This is a genomic window from Balneola sp., assembly GCA_002694685.1.
GTDB lineage: Bacteria > Bacteroidota > Rhodothermia > Balneolales > Balneolaceae > Gracilimonas.
The window spans coordinates 66,552-92,969 of the sequence record NZMW01000012.1 but is presented as its reverse complement, the minus strand read 5'-3'; the positions used below and the strand labels follow the sequence as shown (position 1 = coordinate 92,969).

22 protein-coding genes and 1 pseudogene are annotated in these 26,418 nt (G+C 39.4%); 14 read left to right on the top strand and 9 right to left on the bottom strand.

The window, feature by feature from the left end:
- The first annotated feature begins 3 nt into the window (after positions 1–3).
- The 9 genes and pseudogenes from CL667_13565 to CL667_13525 all read left to right on the top strand — a co-directional run bounded on the left by CL667_13565 (position 4) and on the right by CL667_13525 (position 7,704).
- Positions 4–957 (top strand): alpha/beta hydrolase, encoded by a 954-nt coding sequence (locus CL667_13565; GenBank protein MAL18725.1) that lies wholly within the window; start codon positions 4–6, stop codon positions 955–957.
- On the top strand, positions 954–1,889 hold the full coding sequence (locus CL667_13560) for an alcohol dehydrogenase (GenBank protein ID MAL18724.1): 936 nt from the start codon (positions 954–956) through the stop codon (positions 1,887–1,889). Before CL667_13565 ends, CL667_13560 begins: the two co-directional genes overlap by 4 nt.
- 143 nt (positions 1,890–2,032) lie before the next feature.
- On the top strand, positions 2,033–2,872 hold the full coding sequence (locus tag CL667_13555) for a CPBP family intramembrane metalloprotease (protein MAL18723.1): 840 nt from the start codon (positions 2,033–2,035) through the stop codon (positions 2,870–2,872).
- A 32-nt stretch (positions 2,873–2,904) separates the two neighbouring features.
- Positions 2,905–3,495, top strand: a complete 591-nt coding sequence (locus CL667_13550) for a hypothetical protein (protein ID MAL18722.1) — start codon at positions 2,905–2,907, stop codon at positions 3,493–3,495.
- 9 nt (positions 3,496–3,504) lie between these two features.
- Positions 3,505–4,188 carry a hypothetical protein gene (locus CL667_13545; protein ID MAL18721.1) on the top strand — a complete coding sequence of 228 codons (684 nt, stop codon included), beginning with the start codon at positions 3,505–3,507 and terminating at the stop codon, positions 4,186–4,188.
- Positions 4,189–4,314: 126 nt separating this feature from the next.
- The gene (locus tag CL667_13540; protein ID MAL18720.1) at positions 4,315–5,142 is read left to right on the top strand and encodes an esterase; all 828 of its coding nucleotides are present in this window, start codon (positions 4,315–4,317) and stop codon (positions 5,140–5,142) included.
- A 121-nt stretch (positions 5,143–5,263) separates the two neighbouring features.
- Positions 5,264–6,118 carry a CPBP family intramembrane metalloprotease gene (locus CL667_13535; protein ID MAL18719.1) on the top strand — a complete coding sequence of 285 codons (855 nt, stop codon included), beginning with the start codon at positions 5,264–5,266 and terminating at the stop codon, positions 6,116–6,118.
- A gap of 172 nt (positions 6,119–6,290) precedes the next feature.
- Positions 6,291–7,409 carry an adenylate/guanylate cyclase domain-containing protein gene (locus CL667_13530; protein ID MAL18718.1) on the top strand — a complete coding sequence of 373 codons (1,119 nt, stop codon included), beginning with the start codon at positions 6,291–6,293 and terminating at the stop codon, positions 7,407–7,409.
- Positions 7,410–7,462: 53 nt separating this feature from the next.
- Positions 7,463–7,704, top strand: a pseudogene (locus CL667_13525) (hypothetical protein).
- Between the two features lie 483 nt (positions 7,705–8,187).
- On the opposite strand, the gene CL667_13520 reads toward CL667_13525, so the two are convergent.
- Positions 8,188–8,913, bottom strand: a complete 726-nt coding sequence (locus tag CL667_13520; GenBank protein MAL18717.1) for a DNA-binding response regulator — start codon at positions 8,911–8,913, stop codon at positions 8,188–8,190.
- 1 nt (position 8,914) lies between these two features.
- The gene (locus CL667_13515; GenBank protein MAL18716.1) at positions 8,915–9,712 is read right to left on the bottom strand and encodes a histidine kinase; all 798 of its coding nucleotides are present in this window, start codon (positions 9,710–9,712) and stop codon (positions 8,915–8,917) included.
- A gap of 202 nt (positions 9,713–9,914) precedes the next feature.
- On the opposite strand from CL667_13515, the gene CL667_13510 reads away from it, so the two are divergent.
- The gene (locus tag CL667_13510) at positions 9,915–10,784 is read left to right on the top strand and encodes a multidrug ABC transporter ATP-binding protein (protein ID MAL18715.1); all 870 of its coding nucleotides are present in this window, start codon (positions 9,915–9,917) and stop codon (positions 10,782–10,784) included.
- A 42-nt stretch (positions 10,785–10,826) separates the two neighbouring features.
- The gene (locus CL667_13505) at positions 10,827–14,441 is read left to right on the top strand and encodes a peptidase M1 (GenBank protein ID MAL18714.1); all 3,615 of its coding nucleotides are present in this window, start codon (positions 10,827–10,829) and stop codon (positions 14,439–14,441) included.
- Positions 14,442–14,560: 119 nt separating this feature from the next.
- Here CL667_13505 and CL667_13500 read toward each other — a convergent pair whose 3' ends face one another.
- Both CL667_13500 and CL667_13495 read right to left on the bottom strand, forming a co-directional pair.
- Positions 14,561–15,277: a DNA-binding response regulator gene (locus CL667_13500; GenBank protein ID MAL18713.1), complete on the bottom strand. Its 717-nt coding sequence runs from the start codon at positions 15,275–15,277 to the stop codon at positions 14,561–14,563.
- 2 nt (positions 15,278–15,279) lie between these two features.
- Positions 15,280–16,404 (bottom strand): hypothetical protein, encoded by a 1,125-nt coding sequence (locus CL667_13495; protein ID MAL18712.1) that lies wholly within the window; start codon positions 16,402–16,404, stop codon positions 15,280–15,282.
- A 208-nt stretch (positions 16,405–16,612) separates the two neighbouring features.
- On the opposite strand from CL667_13495, the gene CL667_13490 reads away from it, so the two are divergent.
- Positions 16,613–17,509 carry a multidrug ABC transporter ATP-binding protein gene (locus CL667_13490; protein MAL18711.1) on the top strand — a complete coding sequence of 299 codons (897 nt, stop codon included), beginning with the start codon at positions 16,613–16,615 and terminating at the stop codon, positions 17,507–17,509.
- A complete protein-coding gene (locus tag CL667_13485; GenBank protein ID MAL18710.1) occupies positions 17,506–21,078 on the top strand; it encodes a hypothetical protein in 3,573 nt (1,190 codons plus the stop codon). Before CL667_13490 ends, CL667_13485 begins: the two co-directional genes overlap by 4 nt.
- A 122-nt stretch (positions 21,079–21,200) precedes the next feature.
- On the opposite strand, the gene CL667_13480 is transcribed toward CL667_13485, so the two are convergent.
- Entirely contained in the window at positions 21,201–22,655 is a 1,455-nt protein-coding gene (locus CL667_13480) for a hypothetical protein (GenBank protein MAL18709.1), read from the bottom strand.
- Between the two features lie 575 nt (positions 22,656–23,230).
- Here CL667_13480 and CL667_13475 point away from each other — a divergent pair.
- Positions 23,231–23,530: a hypothetical protein gene (locus tag CL667_13475; GenBank protein MAL18708.1), complete on the top strand. Its 300-nt coding sequence runs from the start codon at positions 23,231–23,233 to the stop codon at positions 23,528–23,530.
- A gap of 33 nt (positions 23,531–23,563) precedes the next feature.
- Here the strand turns inward: CL667_13475 and CL667_13470 are convergent, their stop codons facing one another.
- From CL667_13470 to CL667_13455, 4 genes are all read right to left on the bottom strand, one after another.
- Positions 23,564–24,439 carry a cation transporter gene (locus tag CL667_13470; GenBank protein ID MAL18707.1) on the bottom strand — a complete coding sequence of 292 codons (876 nt, stop codon included), beginning with the start codon at positions 24,437–24,439 and terminating at the stop codon, positions 23,564–23,566.
- A gap of 33 nt (positions 24,440–24,472) precedes the next feature.
- Entirely contained in the window at positions 24,473–25,126 is a 654-nt protein-coding gene (locus tag CL667_13465) for a hypothetical protein (GenBank protein MAL18706.1), read from the bottom strand.
- Positions 25,127–25,199: 73 nt separating this feature from the next.
- Entirely contained in the window at positions 25,200–25,994 is a 795-nt protein-coding gene (locus tag CL667_13460) for a cation transporter (protein MAL18705.1), read from the bottom strand.
- A 61-nt stretch (positions 25,995–26,055) separates the two neighbouring features.
- The gene (locus tag CL667_13455) at positions 26,056–26,385 is read right to left on the bottom strand and encodes a transcriptional regulator (protein ID MAL18704.1); all 330 of its coding nucleotides are present in this window, start codon (positions 26,383–26,385) and stop codon (positions 26,056–26,058) included.
- Positions 26,386–26,418 lie beyond the last annotated feature (33 nt).

Sequence of the window (26,418 nt, the reverse complement as noted above, 5' to 3'; positions counted from 1 at the left end):
GCCATGAACTCTATACTAAAAACCATAGAATTTCCCGAGCCTACAGTGATACCGGTTAATGGCATTGAACTGGAAGTTTTTGAAGCAGGTCAGCAAAATGCAGGTAAACCCATTGTTCTTTGCCATGGTTGGCCTGAACATGCTTTTACCTGGCGACATCAGATTCCTGCTTTAGTTAATACAGGCTATCATGTGATCGTCCCAAATCAGAGAGGTTATGGTAACTCTTCACGTCCGGCTGAAGTTACCGATTATGACATTACACACCTGACGGGTGATCTTATCGGGTTGCTCGATCATTATGGATATGAGGAGGCAACCTTCGTAGGTCATGACTGGGGCGCAAATGTTGTTTGGAGTCTGGCACAACTACATCCGAAACGGGTACAGAAAATCATAAACCTGGCTTTGCCTTATCAGGAAAGAGGTGAAATACCCTGGATTGAACTTATGGAAAAGTACTTAGGGAGTGACAACTATTTTGTTCACTTCAACAGACAACCGGGTGTTGCCGATGCTATTCTGGATGATCATACAGAGCAGTTTCTACGCAATCTTTTCCGAAAGAATGTACCACAAGTTGCGCCAGAACCCGGAATGATGATGATCAATCTTGCCAAAGCTAACGAGCCACAAGGGGAAGCCATCCTAAGTGATGAGGAACTAGCTGTTTTCGTTTCTTCTTTCCAATCATCAGGGTTTACCAGCAGTATAAACTGGTACAGAAACCTGGATCGCAATTGGCATCTCTTAGCCGACGTAGATCCAGTCATTCAACAACCCACACTCATGATTTATGGCGATCGTGATATGATTCCGAAGTCTGAAAGATTACCAGAATTTGTACCCAATGTGGAAGTGGCCAGTTTAGATTGTGGGCACTGGATACAACAAGAAGCACCTGAAAAGACTACGCAGGTTATTCTGAACTGGCTCGATAAAAATAGAAAAATATGAAAGCGATTAAATGTTTGAAATACGGAGGTTCTGAAAACCTGGTACTGGCAGATATTGAAAAGCCAAACCCAAAAAACAATGAGGTGCTGATAGAAATTAAAGCTACATCAGTCACCGCCAGCGATATGCTCATTCGAAAATTGGATGAGCCGCTTATTCCAAAATTTATACTTCAGATCATCTTCGGTTTTGGGAAACCACGCAACCCCATTTTGGGGATGGTATCATCTGGAGTAGTGGTAGCGAAGAGCGACAAAGTAACCTCCTTTCAGATTGGTGATGAAGTATTTGCCTACGGTTCTATGTCCCCTACCAATCACCGCTTTGGGTCTTATGCAGAATATATATGCCTGCCCGAAGACTGGAATATCGCCCTGAAACCGACCAACATCAGTCATAATGAGGCTGCCGCGACTCCCTATGGTGGCTTACTGGCTATGCATCTACTGAGCAAAACCTCCATTCAGAAAGGCGATGAAGTCTTAATCTACGGGGCTTCAGGCAGTATTGGAACCATGGCAGTGCAATTAGCCAAAATTGCCGGCGCGAACGTAACCGCTGTTTGTAGTGGCAAAAATTTTGACTTGGTCAAATCACTGGGTAGTGATCGGGTGATTGATTACACCTTGCAGGGCACTGAAAAACAGTTATCCACTTATAAATATGTATTAGACGCAGTCGGAAACTCAAAGTCTTCCCTACTTAAAGAGAAAAGCAAAAAAGCATTATCCGTAAATGGTAAATACATATCCATTGATACCGGTGTGCCCAAAACCCCCAGAAGTGCTTTTCTACAATTGAAAAACTACCTCGCAGCAGGGAAGGTCAAACCGGTAATTGATAGAGTCTTCCCATTAGAAAAAATGGCCGAGGCCCACGATTATGTTGAACTCGGGCATAAGCGAGGTAATGTGGTCATTGTAACAAGCTAAAAGTAAAAAGTATGAAATGTCTATATAGACTGTGGGCATTGGATTTTAGGCAAGAAAAACCAGAAGAAACCAATCAGGCTATTTTAGAATGGTTGGCAAACCCCGATGATTAAATCATTAATATCAAGGTGAAAATTATTAAAATGAACAAGAGCAAAGCATATAAATCCATTGCTATATATCTGATTTTGGTTATTGCACTAAGCTCCATATTTCACCTGGCCATTGTCAAACTATATCCTTCAAGTATTTATATCGGTGGGCTAATGTGGTGCCCCGCGCTTGCTACTTTTGTTACACTGAAATGGACTAGAAGACCCATTACTTCGTTAAACTGGAGATGGCCAGACTTGAGGCACATTAAGACTTCATATTTCGTTCCATTTCTTTATGTCACGGTCACCTATGTTCTTATTTGGCTATTTGGACTTGGAGGCTTTTCCAATGAAGAAAGCATAATTGAATGGGCCAATAATCTTGGCCTAATGGGGATTGGATCATTAAAAGCCGAGATAGCTGTGATCATCGGAGTGGTATTGCTGGCCACTGTAGGTGTTATCAAATCCATGGCCACTGTACTCGGTGAGGAAATCGGTTGGCGAGGATTCTTTGTTCATGAATTGAGAAAGGTCAGCTCATTTACTGGAACCTCCCTAATAAGTGGAATTATCTGGGCACTCTGGCACTGGCCTGTCATTGTTTACTATGGAAACAATGTACTGCTCGAGTTTACCACCTTTCTGGTCGTAATTATCTCCATGTCATTTATCATGACCTATTGCACCTTCAAATCAAAGAGCCTCTGGCCAGCAGTGATTTTCCATGCTGTTAGTAACGTTTATGTTCAAAAGATCTATCCTCCATTGACTTCTAGTACTGACACTACCGAGATATGGCATGGGGAGTACGGTATTATGTTCGCGATGGTCACCGTTGTTTTCGGATTATTTTATTGGCGAAAAGCAGTGCATGAAAAACTATAAAAAACACTTAACACATTCAAAATATGCCTAACATGAAAAATCAATTTTTAACACTCTTATCCGTGATCATCCTTAGTGCATGTAATGGTTCTTCGAACTCTGGCATAACTCAACAACCAACATTAGCAGATTATCAAATTGGGGAAACATGGGTCTGGAAATACAAAGGTGTAACGACTGAAGGCGAAGTTCGTTCAGATGGCACCGACAAACGAATGATCGTACAAATGAATGAAGGTTTGGGCATGACCATAGGCAATGACACCATTCCCCTCGTAGACATTGTAAAGGTGGATGAAAGCGAAACACCTAAGTATGACTGGCCGCTGGAAGTAGGTAAAAAATGGAAATATGAAAACAGCTGGACCAGTCAGGATGGTACTACGGGGGCTCAAAATCAAGATGCGGAAGTTTTGTCCTATCAGGAGGAAACGGTAGAAGCCGGCACATTCATGGCATATACCATCAAATACACCGGTAAAACTACAAACTCCAGAGGCTATAATGCGGATGAAGAGGAAATTTGGTTATATGCTCCGTCAGTAAAAAACTTTATTAAACTGACTCAGTCTCAAGGTGATTTTCTATACGTAGAAGAATTAATCAAATATTCAAAATCATAATAATTAATAATGAGTTCATCACATCAGTCACTTAAAAAAAATGCCAGAATTACGGGTATCTGGTATTTGTCATTAGCGGTTTTCGGAGTACTAGGATTTCTTGTTTTTCATCCCAAAGTGTTTATCACCGGCGACCCTGCTGCAACCCTTCAAAATATCATTGAAAATGAATCGATTATCCGAACCCGTCTGTTGCTGGAATTAGTGATAGTTTTATCACAAGTACTGGCTGCTGTTTGGTTTTATAAATTATTCAGACTCATTAATGAATGGGCAGCCTGGTCTTTGGCTATCTGGGGTACCGTTAATGCAGTAGCTATTATGATCAGTGCTATAGCTATGGGGTCGATGATTAATGTTGCTTCTTCTTCTCTGGTGACTGATGAGCAGATCCTGTTAATTGCAGTTTTTCACAACATAATCAGTAATGCCTGGGCTGTTGGAAGTCTCTTTTTTGGACTATGGCTTATTCCAATGGGATATATCGTTACCCATTCACGCAGAATGCCTGTTTGGTTAGGATATACCCTTATTATCGGTGGCTTTGGTTATATGCTGAGTACTTTTTTCCATTATTCGGGAATAGAGTCTTCTTTCACTGAATACCTAACCATTCCTGCTACTGTCGGCGAATTCTGGATGATCGGGTATTTGCTCATTTTTGGGATCAGGTCAGATACCTCAATCACTTAGTAATACCCGAGAAACAAAGATTTACTTTATGACCACCTTCAAAGGTTCTATGAAAAACTTAATCATCAAACTGTGATATGATGAACTCAGTTCACTTTACTCTGTTGTTACCAAATAAAGCAAACTATGAGAACTTTTACATTTGTAATTTTATGTATTCTTCTTTTCGGAGCACAAACGACGTTCGGACAGAATAAAACGGATATTATAACTGGAAGTCAGTTCATTATTAAATCTAATATTTTAAATGAAGAAAGAACTTGTTTAATAAGTATTCCTGATTCATATAATGATTCAATTGAAGTGGCGAAAAAATATCCAATTATCATATTATTGGATGGATATACTCATTTTAAAACAGCATCTGGAATAGTACATTTTATGAGTTCCAATAGAAACCGAAACAATTTAATGCCAGAAAGTATTATTCTAGCCATAGAAAATATTGACCGTGAACGAGATTTTACCGTTACAAAAATTAAGACGAAACGACCAAATACTATGGGAGATGGAAGGAATTTTTTGAATTTCATTGAGAAAGAGCTAATACCATATGTTGATGAAAATTATAGAACAGAACCGTCTAGAACTCTCGTTGGACATTCTTTAGGAGGTCTACTTACATTAAATTCTTATATGGATAGAAATAGCGTTTTCAATGCTTACATTTCTATAGACCCAAGTATTTGGTGGAGTGAAGAGATGATGAAAAACAAAGTTGATTCTATTTCATCAATATCATTGAATAAAAAACTTTATATAGCTACTGCCAATCAAGGAGAGGCTAGTTACGAGCGGAATAAAAAAAGACACGACTATCTCTATGAATTAATCACAAAGAAATCGGAAGAACCTCTAAATGTCGATATAAAGTATTTTGACAAGGAAAACCATCGCTCTGTACCATTAATAGCTTTGTACGAAGGTTTAATCTACATTAATCAAGAGAATTGATAATATTGTAGAAAATACCTTTGGTAACAACGTACATAGCTCATATACAAGACCGTTAGTCGCAATGTAACAAATTCATAATCGTTTCGTCTTCGATGAGCAAACCAATTGTTAAAAAATAATGCTGGAAAAATCTTCGGAACGAAAAGAAGCGTGGAAAACAATATTTTTGTTTCTTGTATTAGTTGTTGTTCTTACTTCGCCTTTCCATTATGCCATAGTAAATTTATATCCTTCACGAATATATGTTGGAGCTATCATGTGGTGTCCCGCAATAGCTGCATTTATTACCTTAAAAACTAAAGGACGTAAAGTCTCATCACTACATTGGAATTGGGGAAATTGGAAATATATCCGATGGTCTTATGTTATTCCTGCCTTATATGGTATAATTACTTACATACTAATTTGGACTTTAGGATTTGGAGATCTAGCCAACAAAGAAGCTATTACAGAATGGGGTAAAGACCTTGGTTTGTTTGGAATTGGCACTTTAAATACAACTTCGATAACGATTATTGCAATTAGTCTATTAGGTACTGTTGAAGTAATTAGAGCTTCAGCCACAACCTTAGGAGAAGAAATTGGCTGGAGAGGCTTTTTTATCTATGAATTAAGAAAGGTGCTTTCCTTTACTGGAGTATCTGTTTTTAGTGGGCTTATCTGGGCTGCCTGGCATTGGCCGCTACTTGTTTACTATAGTAATAATGTGCTATTAGAATTTATCACCTTCTTTATCGTAATTATTTCTATCTCATTTATTATGACGTATTACACTTTTAAATCTAAAAGTCTATGGCCAGCAGTACTATTTCATGCCGTCAGTAATGTGTACATTCAAAAAATAATGCCACCTCTAACCATAAAATTTGAAGGAACAGAGCATTGGCTTGGTGAAAACGGAATTATGTTTGCAATTGTAACTTCTGTTTTTGGGATTTTCTTTTGGATAAAAGCGATTAAAGAAAAATTATAAATAAAACACTGCACCTAATAGACCGTTCTGCGCCATAAATAATTGTAGGAATCAAATCCAATAGAATGGCATATATAAAAAGGTGTTTTAGTCTGTTATTGTTATTGATTGTAGCATTCTCTTGCTAACAACCTAAAGAATAAGAGCCAGCAACTAACATTATCAACTTAATGTGAAAATAACTCCAAAAGCGAAAAGAAACATTTCAAGGGTTATTCCCTTCGCAATTATCTGGTTAGTGATTGGATGGATAATTGATATAACAGTGTTCGATGTAACTCGTAACCGAAACCTTAATCCAGATACCGATATTACCTACACCATTCCAGTGCTAATTTTTGCCAGCCTTGCGAATATAATGATTGGACTAATTGTAGGGATTTTAGAAGTGGTTTATTTAGAGAAAAAATTCTCAAACCGAACACTGAGTGCCAAGTTTTTATACAAATTTTTAATCTACCTGACCTTATTTATTACCATTATAGGTATCTTATATCCTGTCGCATTTACGCTCGAAACAGGCATAAGTTTGCTAAAAGTTGATGTTTGGCAACAATTGGGTAGATTCCTAATAAGTATTTCTTTCCTTACCACCTTATTTCATTTGTCTGTAAAGCTTATGGTTAGTTTGATCTATTCTGCTGTAAGTGAAAACTTAGGTCATCAGTTGCTTTTGAATTTTTTCTCCGGGAAATACCATAAACCCAAAATTGAAAAGCGGATTTTCATGTTCCTAGACATGAAATCTTCGACTACAATAGCCGAAACTCTAGGCCATGTAAAATACTTCAAATTACTGGACACCTATTACAATATTATGTCAGACCCCATCATTAATTCATTCGGTGAAGTCTACCAGTACATAGGAGATGAAATCGTGATTTCATGGAAACCTGAAAAGGGCATTAACCAGGAAAACTGCATCAAATGCTTCTTTGACATAAGCGATTATCTCAATAAACAAAAAGAAGTTTTATTTCATGAATTTGGCGTTGAAATTGGATTCAGAGCAGGGATCCATTTCGGTGAAGTCACTATTGGAGAAATTGGAGCCTTAAAAAAGGAAATCGTATTTACTGGGGATGTCTTAAATACAACCGCTAGAATCCAAAGTCTTTGTAAGGAATTAAAATCTGACTTACTGATCTCAGGTGCAATTAAAGAATTATTACCCCATTTAAACTATCAATATAGCTCTAAAGGAGAAATAGAACTGAAAGGAAGAGATAAAAAAGAAGAACTGTTTAGCGTAACTTTAGAAAAGAAGCCGACAATCACTAACACTACGTAAAACTGCATTAAAACGCATTTTATATTAAACGTTATAGCAAAGAAAAGATAATCATGAACTTCAAACAGATTAAAGAACGAACAAGACTATTAGTCAACAAAGTGTCACCTGTATCGGAGGGGTCATTAGATCTCATGAGTGACTTGATTGTAATTGAGGATTATGAAAAAGGAGATGTATTTATTGGTAGAGGGAAAAAAATAACAAGGAATACTTTGTTTTCGACGGTGTTTGTCGGAGCTTTTTGTTAAGCCCAGAAGGTGAGGAAGTAACTATATCTTATTTTCTTGAAGGCTGGGTTCCAGGATACCAGAGTTTTGCAAATTATCACAAAGACCTTGATGCGGTTGTTGTTACGTTCTACAGTACGACTGATCCTGAACTCTACAATTGGAACTTGTTAGAAATCATAAATAATAGAATTGTCAAAATACTGAAGAGACAAAAAAGCTCATAACCATGTATAAATGGCATTAAAGCACACATTATACTAACCTTTAGCCCCTTCATAATTAAGAGATAGTCACCGTAAAGCCTCGGCATCAAGTGGACATGACTCAATGCTCGGTATTCCGACTACTGTTTTAGAATAGCATAATAATTTGCCATAGCCGATTCTTCATCAACCGACAAAAAGTCATCCACATAAAAAAAGATTTGCCTTATGTCCACCTTAAAAGATTCTATGTACATGGTTCAATATGATTAGTAATAATCTTAAAACTCTTCGGTAGAACTCTATTTGGGTTGTATAGTTTCAAACCGCAAATAAACGGCACTATTTTAATAACCCGTTTACATTCATTTTGTAAACCTTTCCGATAGGGATATTGTGATCCTCTTTCAGAAAAATACGATTACCCTGAACACTTTTAATATGCCCGACAGCCACCACAAATGATTTGTGAACTTGAAGAAACTCTCCCGATGAAAGTATGTCCAGCATTTCTGCAATCGTTTCTCTAACCGTTATCGTACCCGAACTGGTAATAACTTTCACATAATTCCCGGAAGCTTCCAGATACAGGATATCATCTATAGTCACCTGCACATATTTCTTGTTTTCTCGAAGGAAAACTGTGCCGGGCTTATCACCGGCATTTCCAGGATCAGAAATCACCACATTACTCCCGCTCCCATCCCCACTGGTTTTGGTGCTGCTTGTTGCTTTATTTACCGCTTTCAGAAAACGTTCGAAACTGAAAGGCTTTAATAAATAGTCTGCCACGTTGAGTTCATAGCCTTCCAAAGCAAATTCACTGTAGGCTGTGGTTACAATCACTTTGGGCGGCTCAACCAGTGTTTTCAGAAACTCGAAGCCTTTTAATTTGGGCATATTTAAGTCCAGGAATATGAGATCGACTTTATGCTCCCTGAGATACTCAGCCGCTTCCAGGGCGTTGTAACAGCTTTTGGCCAGCTGCAGGTAAGGCAGCATATCGCAATACTCCCGAATCACTTCATGGGCCAGATACTCATCATCTATTATCAGGTAACTAATCATATTATGTCAGCTCGATCGACAGTTGCGCTTTGTATATACCATCTGCTTTAGAAGTGTTCAACAAATGTTTTTTAGGGTAGGCCAGTTCTAACCGGCGTTTCAGGTTTTTCAAGCCTATACCCTGCTCTTTCTTTTTCGCATTCGCTTCCAGTGATTCTTCATCATAATTATTTTCAATTGAGAAGTTCAGCACCTTCCGGTTGGCGATCATATTAATGCGAACGTACGCATCTTCTTTCAGCTGTTCGACCCCATGCTTGAATGCATTTTCCAGTAGTATGATAAACAGCAATGGCATAACCTTATATCCCTCTTCCTGGATGTCTGTAGTAAATGAGACACTTATTTCTTTGTGATACCGCATTTTATGCAGCTCAATATAGTTTCTCAGGTATTCAACTTCTTGTTCCAGTGTCACCCATTCTTTTTCTCCCTCATATACGCTGTACCGCATCATATCGGATAGTTTCAGGATCATATTCCGTGCCTTTACAGAATCTTTTCCCACTAATGCATACAGATTATTAAGTGTGTTAAAAAAGAAATGAGGATTCACCTGACTTTTTAAATGCAGTAACTCCGTTTTTTCCTTTTCATGCTTCAGTTGAAGCAACGAGCGTATTCTCCAGATCAGCCAGGGAATCACCACCACTAACCCGAAAATCATCATGGCTACAGCAGAAAATGCTTCCAGGTCATCCCCGTTTTCCATCCCGCCGGATATCACCATCAGGATGAATAACCCGATATAGGTAAGTATGATTAAGAGTAATCCGCGCTTTTTTATAAATGAAATCATGTACAAAAGTAGGTATGAATACATCCCCAATCAAAAGAGTTGACAAACGGACGAATACCAGTGGTAAACATCCCATACAGTGTGATGAAGTTACTTCACATATAGATAACAGCTTTCCGGATGATGAACGGTATTGTTGATCCCAGTTTCTTCGGAGCAACGCATTGCTTTAATAGATTTGTTCAAAAACCTATTCAAAGCTATGAACACATTATCAATATCAAACCTATCCAAAACTTATCCCAACGGCGTTGAAGCACTTAAAGGTGTTTCAATCGAAATTAACAATGGCTTATTCGGACTTTTAGGTCCAAATGGAGCGGGCAAGTCAAGCTTAATGAGAACGATAGCAACGCTTCAAAAACCCGATTCAGGTTCAGTCATCTTGAATCAAATAAACGTGGAGGAACATCCACAGTATATCAGAAAATCACTTGGCTATTTACCTCAGGAATTTGGTGTATACCCTACTATGACCGCTGAGATCTTGCTAGATCATTTTGCAGTTCTAAAAGGAATATCAGATCGAAAAACTCGAAAAGAGCGGGTCGACTATTTATTAGATCAGACCAACTTATTTCAACACCGAAAGAAAAAACTAGGCGGATTTTCCGGGGGTATGAAACAACGCTTTGGCATTGCTCAGGCTTTATTGGCTAATCCAAGTTTGATCATTGTGGATGAACCTACGGCCGGACTAGATCCAACGGAACGTAATCGGTTTCATAATCTACTTAGTGAATTAGGTCAGGAAGCAATCGTAATTCTATCTACCCATTTTGTGGATGATGTGAAAGAGCTTTGTACCAATATGGCGATTCTTAATTCCGGGAAACTACTTTGGAAAGGAAGCCCTCAACAAGCTATTAATGAGATTGAGGGAAAAGTGTTCTCCCGGCAAATATCCAGAAGCCAGATTCATGACTATAAAGAAGAATATTCAGTAATCGCTGAACAGTTATTTCAGGGAAAACCACTCATTTACATTTATTCTGAATCTGATCCCGGCCAGGGATTCCTTCCCGTGGAACCCGACCTCAATCACGTGTATTTCAATAAAGTTCACTCCTGAATACTCGTCATTCTTCAACCTACCCTTTTTAAATTATACATCATGTTTACAGAAATTTTTCGATTCGAACTATCATTCAGAGCCCACCGCTTCGATACTTATCTATACTTTTTAGTCTTATTTCTTTTCTCACTTGTCGCGGTCGACTTTCTATTTGAAGGACAAGTTGTTGTAGTGGCTAAGAACTCACCTGTGATCATTGCCCGCACTATGGGAATTACATCTGCCTTATTTTTATTGATTGTCTCCATGATTGCAGGGACTTCTATTATAAGGGACTTCAGTAGCAACACGCATTCACTTTTTTTCTCTTTTCCATTCACTAAATGGGAATATTTAATGGGAAGATTCTTAGGATCTTTTGTAACAGTGATTATAATTTTCCTTGCTCTCCCCTTAGGAATTATGTCATCACCCTTCTTGCCATGGCAAGATCCGACTGACTTCGTCTCATTCAACTTCCTGGCATATCTTCAGCCATTCGTTGGGTTGATCATTCCTACGCTATTCTTTAGCAGTGCATTATTTTTTGTGACTGGATTATTAACCAGAAAGCTTCTTTTAGTCTATATTCAGTCCTTTTTCTTCCTGCTTATTTATTTATTGGCATTAAATTTTGCTGCAGGTTCAGATGATTTGTTTTTAACAACTTTGATAGAGCCTTTCACTTTTCAAACTGTTCGAATTGTCACAGGAACCTGGTCAAATCTGGATAGAAATACATTACTAATTCCCATTGAAGGGGTTCTCCTGGCAAACAGAATGCTATGGCTTGGCTTTGGCGTTATCACCCTCTTCATTGGTCATTATTTTTTCAAATTCGAGACCCAACAAAGTTCAGGAAAAAAGAAGACCCTTAAAGACACTAAGAACTCAATTACGCCAGATTCTGTAATCATTTCTAATCCGAAAGTAGTCACTACTTTTTCTACATCTTCTATTTTTAGGCGACTGATAAAACAGATCTGGTTTAATTTTCGCCTTGTTGTAAATGGCGTTTCATTTTGGGCAATTTTATTAGTTGCTGTCGGGATTTTGCTAATTAATGGATTCAGCCTCGGAACCAATTTTGGAGTTGATAACCTGCCAACAACCTATTTGATCGTTGGTGAATTGGTTGAGCTAACCATCATCTTCTTTGTTGGGATTATCCTTTTCTATTCGGGTGAGTTAATCTGGAAAGAACGAGATGAACGTGTGAACTACGTTGCTGATTCTCTTCCTACAGAAAATTGGTCGATCGTTGTAAGCAAAATTCTTGGCTTAGTTCTCCTATTAGTTGTACTAATGCTTTTGATGATCCTTTCAGGGATTGGGTTTCAAGCATATAACAACTATTTCGATTTTGAAATAGGATTATACCTGACTGCATTTTTCCTGGAAATATTCCCATTCCTCCTGTTAATGACTCTTGTCAGTTTCAGTGTTCAACTTCTGGTAAATCATAAATATGTAGCTCATATAATTACGGTAATAATATTAGCCACCACGACTATCGGATTCCAAGTAATGGGCTTGGAACATGTTCTGGTTAGATTTGGAGGATCTTTCTTACCCACTTATTCCGATATGAATGGCTACAGTAATTTTATGGAATCCTTTTTTTGGGTTAAGATGTACTGGATATCTTTCACGGTTTTCATTCTGATACTAACAATTTCATTAGCTCCTCGTGGCACGGAAACTAGTTTTAAACAACGGATTCGTGGAATATGGATTAACTTTAGTCCAAATCTCAGAAATGCCGCACTTTTCCTTTTTCTTATGACGGTCGGTTCTGGGGTTTTTGTGTTCTATAACACAAATGTGTTAAATGAATATCTCTCTTCAAAAGAGGAGTTGAATCTAAGAGCCAGTTATGAATTACAACTAAAGCATTATGAGGAGTATCCACAGCCTGAAATGGACGCAGTTTCCTTAGAACTAGACCTCTACCCTGCTGATCGTTCTTATCAACTTAATGGATCCTATGAACTGATAAACACAACCGATTCAACCATCGATACTCTGTTAATCCAAAAAACACCACATAACCTCGTAAAGTTATGGTTCCCACATCAATCCATTATAGAATCTATAGATAGCACAAATTCAGATTTCGGATTTTATAAACTGTTGCTGAGACAATCTCTACATCCAGATGAGACGGCATCTCTAAAGTTTCAGCAGAGTTTTAATCCAACGGGATTTTCTTCTGAGTTGAACCCAAATTTAGTTAGCAATGGGACCTTGATTGATAATTTTCAGTTTCCATCTATCGGTTATTTAGAGGATATCGAAATATCAGACCCAACGTTTAGAGATCAGCTAAGCTTAGCTGAAAAGAAAAGAAGTGCAGTATTAAGCGATGTTACTTTTGGACAAATTGGAAAAGCGGCTGGTGATGGCGAGTACATCGATTTTGAACTTATTGTAAGCACCGATTCCAATCAGATCGCGGTTGCTCCGGGTAAACTTTTGGATACCTGGGTTTCAGATGATCGAGCCTATTTTCACTATTCATCAAAGCAAAAGATCTCTAACTTATATGCTATAGTTTCAGCTGAGTATGAAACATTAACCTCAGCTATTAAGCTAACCAATAATTCTGACTCTATTGATCTTGAAATCTATTATCACCCCGGACATGAGTTTAATGTTGGGAGTATGATGAATGGTATGGAAAGATCTCTCAGGTATTTTTCTGAGCATTTCTCTGCTTTTCAATTCGATCAATTACGTATTGTCGAAGTCCCTCTCTATCATAATCGTGCGCAGTCGCTACCTGGTTTAATAACGGTTGCTGAAAACATGGGGTTCACTTTGGATATCAGGGATGAAGAAACACCTGATCTTCCCTTTTATATCACTGCACATGAGGTATCCCATCAATGGTGGGGGGATCAGGTAAATCCAGCCAAAGTTCAAGGACAAACTTTAATCTCGGAAACCTTAGCTCAATATTCAGCACTTTCAATATTTAGAAATACCTTCTCCAAAGACCAGGTCGATGAATTTCTTGAATGGAATATGAGACAATATTTTAAACAAAGACCACAGGAGTCTGTTGAAGAAATGCCATTACATCTTGTTGAATCCGGACAAGATTACATCTATTACCGAAAAGGTTTAATTGCGATGAATGCCTTCCAAAAATTAGTCTCTGAGGAAGCTGTAAATGCAGCTTTAGCGCAGTTTATTACAGATTGGAATTCGTTTTCCGGGGATAAGCATCTTGACTCAAATCGCTACCCTATCTCGACTGACCTTCTTGGATATTTCTATGCGGTAACTCCTGATAGTTTAATTAATGAGGTTAAAGAGATATTTGAGGAAATAGTGATTTATGATAATAAAATCGAACAGGTGGGCGCTCAGGAATTAAGTTCAAATCAGTTTGAAGTAAAATTAAAGTTGAGTCTAAACAAACTCCGCGTTGTTGGTATTGAAAATGAACAGGCCTTAGAATTTACAAGACCCATTGAAATCAGTTTTTATCAATTTGATGAATCCGGGAAAAAAACGCTCATCGAGAAAATAGAAATCAAGGAAAACTTCAAAGAATCAGACTATACCTACACCTTTTCTCAACGTCCCGATCTTCTGGTTCTCGATCCTGATTTAACGTTTTTGGATAAAAATATCTCAGATAATAAACGCCAAATAGATTGTGAGTAGATATAATTTCAAGTAAAATGCCATAGATTAATAAAGGGAGTGGTAGACTAGGAATAGATTATGTATGCAATCCCTGCTAATACTACAAGTAAAGTGACAACACCTCTTTAAATTTCTTATTACTTCCGCTTCAAAATTTCATCTCGAACGGTATTGCTGTAGGTCTGACCTATGGGGACTTCTTGTTTTTCTACCGTAATAGTATTTCCGTGAATAGTTTTAATTCTTTCTACCGCTACAATAAACGAACGATGCACCCGCATGAACGCCGGGGCCGGTAGCAGCTCTTCAAGATCAGAGATCTTTTCGTGAACCAGCAGTTCTTCTCCTTCCAAAAACAATGCGGAATAATTTCCTCTGGCTTCCACATATAGAATATCTTCCATATTCACCTGGTGGTACTCCTTATCACCCTTTACAAAAAAACGCTGGGGTGACATGGAATCTCCTTCCTGCTGATCATCTCCTTTACCAGCCAATAAAGATGATGTAGAAATAGCTTTATTAACAGCTTTCAAAAATCGTTCAAAACTAAATGGTTTAACCAGATAATCTTCTATGGCCAGCTCATACCCTTCAAGGGCGTGTTCTTTGTATGCAGTGGTTACAATAACTTTGGGTGGGTTTTGAAGGGTTCGAAGAAAATCAAAGCCTTTCAGTTTGGGCATGTTCAAATCCAGAAACATTAAGTCTGTCTTGTTTGAATTGAGCCACTCCAAAGCTTCCAGAGCATCATAACACTGTTTTACTACCTTAAGGTGGGGTAACCTCTCACAATACGTACTCATCAAATCCTGAGCCAGCGGTTCGTCATCTACGATTATACATTTAATCATCATTAATAAAGCTCAAGGTTTACGGTAAATACGCCCTCTTCTTTCACAATATCTAACTTATGTCGGTTTGGGTATAATAGCTCCAGGCGTTTCTTCAGGTTTTCAAGACCGATTCCCTGTTTTTCCCCTCCATCCTGATTGTCAAAATTGTTCTGGATTTCGAATACCACTTTTCCTTCTTTCGGTACCGTTTTTAAAGAAGCGTATATGTAGGCTCCTTCCCGCAGACTTTCCACCCCATGCTTGATGGCATTTTCCAGAGGTACAATAAACAATAATGGCGCTACTGAGACTTCACCATCTTCTGGTTTCTCGAACCGGATATCTACCTCTTTTTGGTACCTGATTTTATGCAAATCGATATAGCGTTGCAGGTAATCAACTTCCTCCTTCAAGGGTACTTTGTCTTTTTTCCCTTCATAAATAGTATAGCGCATCATATCCGAAAGTTTCAGAATTACCTCCGGTGCTTGATCAGATTGGTGTACCACAAGCGAATAGAGGTTATTCAATGTATTGAAGAAAAAATGAGGGTTAACCTGACTTCTCAACAGGGCAAGTTCAGCACTTGCTTTCTCTGCCTTCAGGCTTCGAAACCATTTCCATTGTTCAAAGAACCACAGCCCTATCAGAATGGGGATTGGAAGTAGAAACAAGCTCAGTGCCCAAAACTTGTAGGTACTTTCATAAAGCTCGAAGCTGCCAGTAAATAATCTTGCGTACAAAAAGAAGAGTGCAGAGCCACCATATAAGCCGAAGATGAGCAATCGATACTTTTGGAAAAACGCTGGCAAAATGAAATAAAACAGCAATAGCCAGAATGAAATCATAAGGAGAATCATCAGCGGATTATCCATAAGACCGCTGGTAAAATAACCTATACTGAAAATCACGATGGCCAGAATCCCAAAACCTGCCCCAACTCTAATCATCGACCCTCCCTTAGCCAGGTATTTGTGGATGGCCAATGAAATGAAGAAGGCGTAAAACAAGAAACCAAGCGTATTAGTTATCCACGCACCGGAGGGTATCCTGATCAAATCGATGTATTCCATAAAAAGTATCATTGCGTAAGTGATAGCCGGTCCTATGACAAACGCCTGATATTTCTTCAAATCTTTTTTCATGATTCAAAATAGGACAAATCCAGGATTCATTCTCTGCCTATGGATGAACGATATCGTTTTTAGTATGAATCCACCTTTTTGCTTCATCAACCTGATTCGTGTCTGTTTACTCACGGTCCATATCAAGAATACTGTTGTTCGTCCAATCCGGTAAACAAAGCTAATCTGGCTGCGTAGCTTCGCTCAAATTCAACAAAAATGAGTCGCTATGAACACCCTCCAAATTCAAAACATATCTAAAACCTATCCCAACGGAACCAAAGCGCTGAATGACGTATCCCTGACTATAGAGAATGGAATGTTTGGTCTTCTCGGAGCTAATGGAGCTGGAAAGTCTACCCTGATGCGAACCATCGCCACACTGCAATCTCCATCTTTAGGGAGTATTCTTTTTAATGGTGATGATATCCATTCTAACCCGGATACAGTGCGAAAGGGACTTGGTTACCTCCCTCAGGAATTTGGCGTATATCCCAAGATATCGGCGGTGGAATTATTACATCATATTGGTGTGCTTAAGGGACTTTTAGATAAGAAAGAACGCGGCGAACAAATTGAACAACTTCTTCATCAAACCAACTTATGGGAGCACCGGAAGAAACACGTACACACCTATTCAGGAGGGATGAAACAGCGTTTCGGCATTGCGCAGGCGCTGCTTGGAGACCCAAAAATTATTATTGTTGATGAACCTACAGCCGGTTTAGATCCGGAAGAACGGCATCGCTTTCTAAACCTCTTGAGTAAAATCGGTGAGAATATCATTGTGGTTCTTTCAACGCATATAGTTGCAGACATCTATAATCTGTGTCCAAATATGGCGATTTTACATCAGGGTGAAATTCTGGTACATGGAAATCCTTCAGAATTAGTAAAAACGCTAGAAGGAAAAATCTGGAGAAAAACGATAGATGATAATGACCTGCCTGGATATCGCGAAACACACCACGTCATTTCAACACGACTGATTGCAGGTAACACCCTAATTCATATAAAAGCCGAAAGTTCCCCGGGAAGTGAGTTTGAAGCTGTAGACCCAACGCTCGAAGATTTCTACTTTTCTGTAGTCCCATCCTCTGAGCTTCAAACTATGGGGGTATCATGATTACCGAATTACTCAAATTTGAATTCACCTATCAAAGAAAACTTTGGGCATTGCCCGCCGCTGTCATTTTGTTTTTCCTTACAGGATTTCAAATTGGTGGACAAGCGTTTGCACCTGATCTCGTAGACTATAATGCGCCCTATAAAATCAGCTATTATACCTCCCTGTTTACTCTTGGAGCTGTTTTTGCCATTATGTTCTTTGTAATCAATGGGCTATTACGGGATAGTACATACCGAATGCAGGAGATTATTTTCAGTACCGGCGTAAAAAAGCATCACTTTTTTATTAGCCGTTTCTCCGGAGTCTTCTTGTTTAGCCTGCTTGCTGTGAGCCCGTTGTTACTTGGAATGATCTCCGGGACTTTGATCGTCGATTTGGATCCTGAGCGTCTGGCTCCGATTAGTCCAACTCTTTATTTCTGGAATTGGCTGGTTTTTGTATTTCCAAACGTATTTATATGCTCAGCTTTTATCTTTACAGTAGGGTTACTTTCTAAAAACAGAATGTCGATCTACGCATCGGCTGTCCTGATTTACGTCCTCTACTTTGTGTGCTCTTTCTATTTTAATTCTCCAGTTTTGGCCGATTCTACCCCAACTCACACCGAGAACATGATGTTAGCGGCTCTGGCAGATCCATTTGGCATTTCAGCCTTCATGGAGCAAAGTAAATACCTCACACCTTTGCAAAAGAATAGTGTATGGGTTTCTTTAACCGGGAATTTATTACTCAACCGATTGCTGTGGATCACGATTTCCTTTTCCTTCTTAGGTTTTGCCTATCGGTTGTTTTCCTTCCGTGCCTTAAATCAGAAAAAACAGAAAGCGCCAGATGAAACCAAAACGAATGAAGAAATAACTAATAATATAGTCTATCAACCTATCGCACCATCAGGTTTTGGATTAGGGGCGTTTTGGCAAAGTTTCTTAGCACAGACTAAAATTGGGATCTCTCAACTGCTAAAAAGTCTGCCTTTCCAGGCTATGTTGGTGTTCATCACTTTCATTATTTGTTCCGAATTTTATTCCACGCTTGTTGAAGGAGGCAGTTATTCCGAAAGTTTATACCCTATTACCTCGATTCTGGCCGGGTTAAATAATGCAGCCATTTTCATTTTTGGCCTGCTGTTAATTGTTTTTTACAGTGGTGAGTGGGTCTGGAAAGAGCGAAGTGAAGATTTTCACCTTATCCTTGATGCAACACCTGCATCAAATGCCTCATTCTTTTGGTCGAAAGCTTCTGTCTTACTCAGCATCCCTTTTCTTTTCATCACCCTTGAGATTGGTATTGCTATTGCCTTCCAATTCATATTGGATTACGCTCACATTGACATAAGTACCTACCTCTCCTTGTATTACTACCAGGGAATTCCACTCGTTTTTTACATCCTGCTCACTCTATTTATCCAAACACTTTCTCCGGGAAAATATCTGGGGATGGCTATAAGCGGAATTGTGATTGCCGTTTTTGGAACTAACTTATCGGGCTATCTGGGTATTGAGCATCCATTATTAAGAATCGGCTATATGCCCTCCGTTACTTTTTCTGATATGTCGGGAGTCAGCAATAATGCATCCGCCTTTCACCTGCTATCTTCTAACTGGATAATTGCAGGCCTGATTTTATCCATACTTGCTCTGCATGGCTGGCAACGTGGTATTGCTGGGAATTTTCAGGAGCATATCAAACAACTTTTCCGAGGTTGGACAAGCCGGAAACTAGTCCCTCTTTCTATCTTTACATTGCTTTTTCTTTGCACTTCTGGAATGATTTTCTACAAGACCAATGTAGAAGCGGAGTACCTGTCATCTGATTCAGTGCTGGATCGCAGAGCTGAGTACGAAAGAAAATACAAACACTATGAAGAAGAGCACTGGTTATATCCCATCTCCATTTCCACCGATGTAGCACTTTTTCCTTTCGAGAGAACATACTCAGTTGATGCTGTTTATACGCTTTCCAACAAAAGCGATACCGTTGTAAACAGAGCACTTTTCATCGAGAAAAAACCAATTACTCATATTTCACTTGAACGAGCTATACTGATCAACCAGGATTCTACGCACGGGATCTTTGAATTCGAGTTCAATTCACCTGTCCTACCGAGGGATTCCGTTAAACTGACTTTTTCTGCTAATGGAGCTCACACCGGACTCCGTTCCGGTAGAGATTTGGTGGATAATGGGAGTTTTGTTCATTTGCGAGACTTCAGTCCGTATCTCGGTTATACCGACAATAAAGAAATTACGGATAAAGCCGAGCGTAAGAAACGCGGGCTTCCTGATCGGGAAGAAGAACAGCCCTCAGCAGCTGATTTCGAAATAATGGAATCAGGTTTTGGCAGAATCAATTTCGAGACCACTTTATCTGTCCCGGCTTCTCAAACAGGTATTTCCGTTGGAGAAATGAAGGGTCAATGGACTGAAAATGGCAGGAACTATTATCAGTATAAAACGCAGAGTCCGGTTGCACCTGCCATCACGTATCAATCAGCTGATTATACATTAGAACAAGAATATTTCAATGGAATTAGTCTGGAGCATTATTACCATCCCGGGCATGCATTCAACAACGCTGCCACCATGAATAGCATGAAACAAACCTTGGATTATGCTCAAAAGGAATTTGGGGAGTATCCCAGAAATCACCTTCGTATTACAGAATTACCTTCTTACTGGGGATTTGGCGGATTTGCTACGGCGGGAACTATCAGCATGGTCGAATATAATTTTTATCTGGTTGATGAAAGAGATCTGAAAGCCTTCAGCCTGGTAGCTAAACGTACTATTCACGAAGTCGCCCATCAGTGGTGGGGTCATATTCTAAGTACTCAAAGCTTGAGCGGAGGGGGCATTTTTGTGGAAGGATTTGCTAAATACACGGAAGCTGTAGTTATGGAGAAATACTATGGGATGCATTCTTTGTATCAGTTAAGCCAATCGGCTAATCACACCTATTTCAACGGCCGATCTTATGCTTCCACGCTGGAACAGCCGTTTTACCTGGAGCAAGGCGAACATTACATGTTGTATGGCAAAAGCTACATCGTGATGATTGCCCTTAAAGAACTGATCGGTGAAGAATCATTAAATGGAGTATTGAAAACGCTGGTTGATCGACATAAAAATGAGATCGATGCCACAGTCACCTCAGTCGAGTTTCTGGATGAGTTATATATAGTGACTCCGGAAGAATATCACTATTTAGTTGATGACTGGTTTAAGAAAATCATTACTTATGATCTTTCAATTGCTGAAGTGTCGTATAGCAAACAGCCAAGTGGTGTTTATGAAGTTACCATCCATATTGATGCCAAAAAGTATGAATCGGTGGATGGAATTGAATCAGAAATTAGCATGAGTGAACCAATCCCTATAGGGTTATTTTCAACTCACCCATCGGGAGCTTCACTGGATGATGTTATTTTTCTAAGCCCGAAAACTATCGTAGATGGTAAACAGAAACTAACCTTCCAGGCAGATAAACTTCCTAAGTATGTAAGCATCGATCCTTATGGAACACGTCCTGATTTGGTAAGATCAGATAATCATCTTGGGGTTGATTGATTTTTTGATATGGTCAGCCACAGAGTTGTTCCACTAATCCGGATATTACCAGTCCGGAATCTTTTCTCCTTCGGGCATATTAATAATCTGCGATTCCTCATCTTTGATGACAATCGCAGATTTCATTCCATCACATTAATCAAGGCCACAAATGGTCGTTTGCCCGGGGTCGTTAGCCTTATACTTCTTCTGTATCCCCAGTCATCCTGTCCGCCTTCCCATTGTACTTCCAAGAGTTCAGGTTCCAACCAGGTCAGATTTTCAATATCAAGCCATCGGACTTCCAGTTTTTCTGCATAGATCCAGGGATCAAGGTTTACCGTGAACCGGCCTGCAGGAAAATAAACTGCATATTGCTCCCCAATACGGGCCGAGGCATACGCCTCCATGGTTGAAGGAACAGGTACGCGAGCTAAAAGCAAGTCGTTATGAGGAGCGGAGGTAAAAATGTCAAACTCTTTAAGCAGCATATCCATAGCCTTTAGGTTCACCTGAACCTTCTCATTCAATCCAGAGCCCCAATGATCTGAACCTGCCGGACGGTGAAAGCGACTTGAAGCACTTCCTGCAAAAATATTGCGCCAAAACCGGTGTATAGCTTCTTTTTCGGAGCCTGCTGAATAGTTAACACCATCCACGCCACCATATACTTTCACGTTATTCATGGGCATTGGGCCGCTCGGAAACGAGGCGATTTTGGTTCTCCAATACATAATATTGTCCCAGTGCCCTTGGCCTCTTGCTCCCCGGGAATCCTGATTATTTTGAGAAATTTCGAAAAAGTCGAAGATTTCGGGATAGGTCATTACGTGACGCACAGAGGTTGAGGGATCGAACTGCATGGTGGTTACATAGATCTCGTGGCTTGATTTACTACCAAGCTCTTTTACAAATTGTGCCCAATAATTCTGCCACTCGGTACTCTCAGAACTCTCGTTGTTGATATTGTACAACACATGGCCGTATTCGAGGGTTTTGCCTAGTAGTTTTTCAATAAATTGTTGTTGAAAGTGAAGCCCTTGCTGATCATTATTGTCAACGGTTGCATAGAAATCCTCCTTACCTTCCCAACTTCCGGCCTCCATATTACTATTGTTTTCAGGATTCCAGGGATGAGTATTCCACCGGTGGCCACTAATATCAAACTGATCCCAAAGCGTAAGCTGAACGATGATTCCTCGTTCTTCCGTCTCATTCAGAAAGAATTCCAGGCGGTTCCAGTATTCTTCATTCCATTGGGTGAGATCATACAAGCCATCTTCATTCTGTGCAAAGGCAAACACATTGTTCTCGTCCCGGTCCGACATCGTATTACGGACATAGTTACCGCCCACTGAAATAAGAAGGTCTAGATGTTCGGTCAGCTGCTCATCGGTCCACTGAAAGTGGTTATCATCATCACTTCCACCACGAAGGAGTATAGGTTCTCCCTTATATTGCCAGTACCAGTTATTGTCGGTATAAGGCTGAATAACATTATCCGGATCAACCTGAAATGCATTAACAGACGATATAGGTAATACCATTAGCAGTAAAATAGCGATGATTTTTATATCCCTGAATATTCTGAATTTCATAATCTTTGAGTTTTATTCTTTTGTTTTGCAAGTCAGACTCTGAATCTGAGTCATTCTGCCAGCGTCTTTCCAGACACTTAGTATGGTATTACTTCCGCTAAATAGTACTAAATACCAAGGCAGTTAAAAGAGCTCTTGCAGGTTCTTATTTGCAGTTTTAAAAATGCACTAGTCTGTTTTATTGAGTTAGTCTATTTCTCACTCCGGATACTTTTCCAGCACATTATCATCAATAGTGGAAGCTTCTGAAGAATCATCAAAGTTTGACGAGTATTTGTCAAATAATTGGATCAGGACATCAACCACTCAGATAAAGTTGAAGTGATTTTACTTGAAATGCAAACACGGTTAGGTCGGTTTGCATCGATCCATGTGCCTGGGAAGCAAAGCCATTAAGATTCCGATTTCGGAGAACAGGTTGGGCTTCATCCCGATTATGGCAGTTCCGTTTTTAAAAAAATGAATGGCTGCACACCCAGAGAGTTTAGAAATAAAACAGGTTGGATAGCTTAAAAAAATAAAAAAGCCTGACTCAATTTAATGAATCAGGCTTTTGCTCCCCGGAAGTAGCAGACTTGCGAATTTTGTTCTCCATAAAATGGCCCCTTAGAGCTTTAAACAGAGGTCCCAAAGGTTATCAGTTTGAAATTGACTGGGAAAAATTGCTCGAAATCTACCCTTTTTTGAATCATGCGAACCTTTGTAAACCTCGGTTTTCTGTTAACCAGAAACTGCCTAAAAAGAAGAAACTCTCCCCTGCTGAGCAAGCTAAGCTGTACCGAAAATTATTGGACTCTGGGAAGGTTAAAAACAAGGCTGCTCTTGCCCAGAAATTTGGAGTCAGCCGGGCTTGGGTGACTAAGGTTTTGAGTTGACCTTGTGAAGGTAAGCTTATTCACTTATTTGTATTATTCATAAATCAAAGAAGAAGTTCCCTCATCCAACTCCACTTCAATCGTGCTGTGACTGAAGTTGTAAGGTTTCAGAATGCCACGAATTTTCTTTTTGGCTTCCAGAATGTCTGAGTAGCTCTCTACGTTTTTTAGAATGAGATGAGCAGTAAACACATGCTTTTCTCCATCCAGCGACCATAAGTGTAGGTGCCTGGTATCGGCCACAATATCCTGTTCAAGAAACTTTTCCTCCAGTTCATCAATACTTACATCATCCGGAGTTCCCTGCAAAAAAATATGCAGGGTTTCTTTGAGTCGTTTTACCACATTCCAAAGAACGTAGGCGGTAATAAAGAGAGATAGGGCAGGATCTAAGTAATGAATGTCTTTGATAAGTAATACAATAGACACCACAAGAACGGCAGCCCAACTCAATACATCTTCCAATAGGTGCCAGGAAATGACTCGTTCGTTGAGGGTTTTGCCGTGACTCACTTTCCATGCAGCATATCCATACACCGCCACACCCACGATGGCAAAGAGAAGCATTCCCTTGGCATCGGTATGTTCCGGCGATAATATTCTGGCAACCGCTTCATTGATCACAAAGATAGATCCAGCGATTAGTACCAAGCTGTTAATTAAAGCACCAAGTAGCGAGAACCGTGTATAACCAAAGGTAAAGGATGAATTCGCTCCCTCTTTAGATTTATGATCAAGAAACCATGAGAGTCCGAGTGAAATACTGTCACCTAAATCGTGCAGGGCATCGGAGATAATGGCAACACTGTTTACATATAAACCCCCAAAAAATTCAAGAATGGTGAACCCAAGATTGAGGAAAAAGGCAAGTTTGATGTTTCCATGCTCGTGTGAATGATCGTGAGACATGCTTTCAGGTTTCTAAGGTTATAAAAATTACTTCTAACTTACGCCATATGCGATGCACACAGAGCCAAAGTATTGATATTGAAGCGATACACCACTAAAGTACTTTTCTATGGAATTACAAGGGGTACGTTGTGTATGTTCGTACCGAGTTCCATAAGGGCTTAGTAATTTTACCATTAATTTTACCAGCCACTCAGGCCATCCATTTGGTTTTTGTAGTTCAAATATTGACAATCGCTTTCCCTTTTCTAACGTAGTAGCAATTTTTTGGATGATTTGATCATATTCCGGGGACATCGTGATTGCCATCGTCGAAAGAACTCCGTCCGTATCATCTGGAATTTGAAATTCAGCCATATCAGACTGTAACAGTTCTATATTATCCCAACCTTTCTTATTGGCTTGGCTTTCAGCCTGTTCTAACATCTTAACTGATAAATCTACACCTATGATTTTTCCTTCAGCTCCTACTTTTTCCTGAAGAAGACTAAAATTCAAACCGGTTCCACATCCTAAATCGACCACTGTATCACCAGGTTCGAGATGTAAATTTTGAATGGCCTTTTTTCGATATGTATCTACTTTGAATCCAGCAATTTTGAAAAAGAACATTGACAAATCATAGGATGAAGCTAATCCATCATACATCTTCTGAATTTCTTCTCTTGTGAATATTCTTTTGTTCATAATTTCAACTTATTAATACATTTATTATGCTTTCATGAAATGGAAATTGAGATAAATTAACCCTCTATGTTTGTTATTCTGAAAGCTTCAAAATTCTCAGGGCACCTCGCATTACAAAACTGAATACTATAGCTCCAATGAGTAAATCCGGCCACCTGCTATCCAGTGCATAAACAAGAATTCCGGCCAAAATTACACCACCATTTACAATAATATCATTGGAGGTAAAAATTGTACTCGCCTGCATGTGTGCTTCTTTGCTTTTCGCTTTATTGATAAGCCATAAGGTAAAAACATTTGCAACAAGAGCCGTTGAAGCAATAATGATCATCCACTGAAAGTCGGGCATTTCACCCACTCCAAGAAACCTCCGCAGTACTTCAAGAAATCCCAGTGATGCCAGACCCATCTGAAGATAGCCGCTAATTTTTGCTACTTTCTTTTTTCTTGCTACCGCTGCTCCAACAGCAAAAAGGCTGAGCGCATATACGGATGAATCTGCCAGCATATCTAGTGAGTCTGCAATCAGCCCCATAGAATTGATAATCCATCCGGCTGTCATTTCAATGATAAAGAAGAGAAAGTTGATCGCTAAAACCCACCATAGAATGTTCTTTTGTTGCTGCTCATCAGAAGCGAAAGGCGACATTTGAGCCTCTTTTGTTGAATTCAATTTAGAACCCAAACTCAGGGAGTCAAGGGCTTTCTCAATCTCATTAAGCCTATTTTCGTGATACACTTCTAATGTACGATTCGGGATATCAAAGTTTAGAGATTTAATATCTTCAAACTCTTCCAACCTCATTCGAATCATTTGCTCTTCGGCTGAGCAGTCCATTTGTGGAATATTAAATGTGGATTTTTTCATGGTTGAATATATGGGATTATTTTCATCTTCAACTTAACTGTGACAAAGAATCACCTGTTCCTTACCCCTCAAAAGGCTCACAGGTTTTAATCCTAAACGCTTTTTGAATATCTGTAACGTAAATGATGCCGTCACCGCGTTCCGGTGTTTTGGCATTGGCGCAGATAAGTTGAACAACGTTATCGGATTCTTTGCATTGACATACCAGCTCTAATTTTACGACTGGACTGTCCGTAAAGTGAAAATCCAGCGATGGGGACGCATCTTTCTGTTTGTATGCTCCGGTACCTTCTCCTTTGGAAAGCGTAACACTTTCATGTCCTGCTTCTTGGAGTGCTGCAACTACATTTTCTACTCTGTTTGGTTTTATAAAGGCTTTTATTTCTTTCATAATATTATGTGTTATGCATTAACCCCGGCAAAG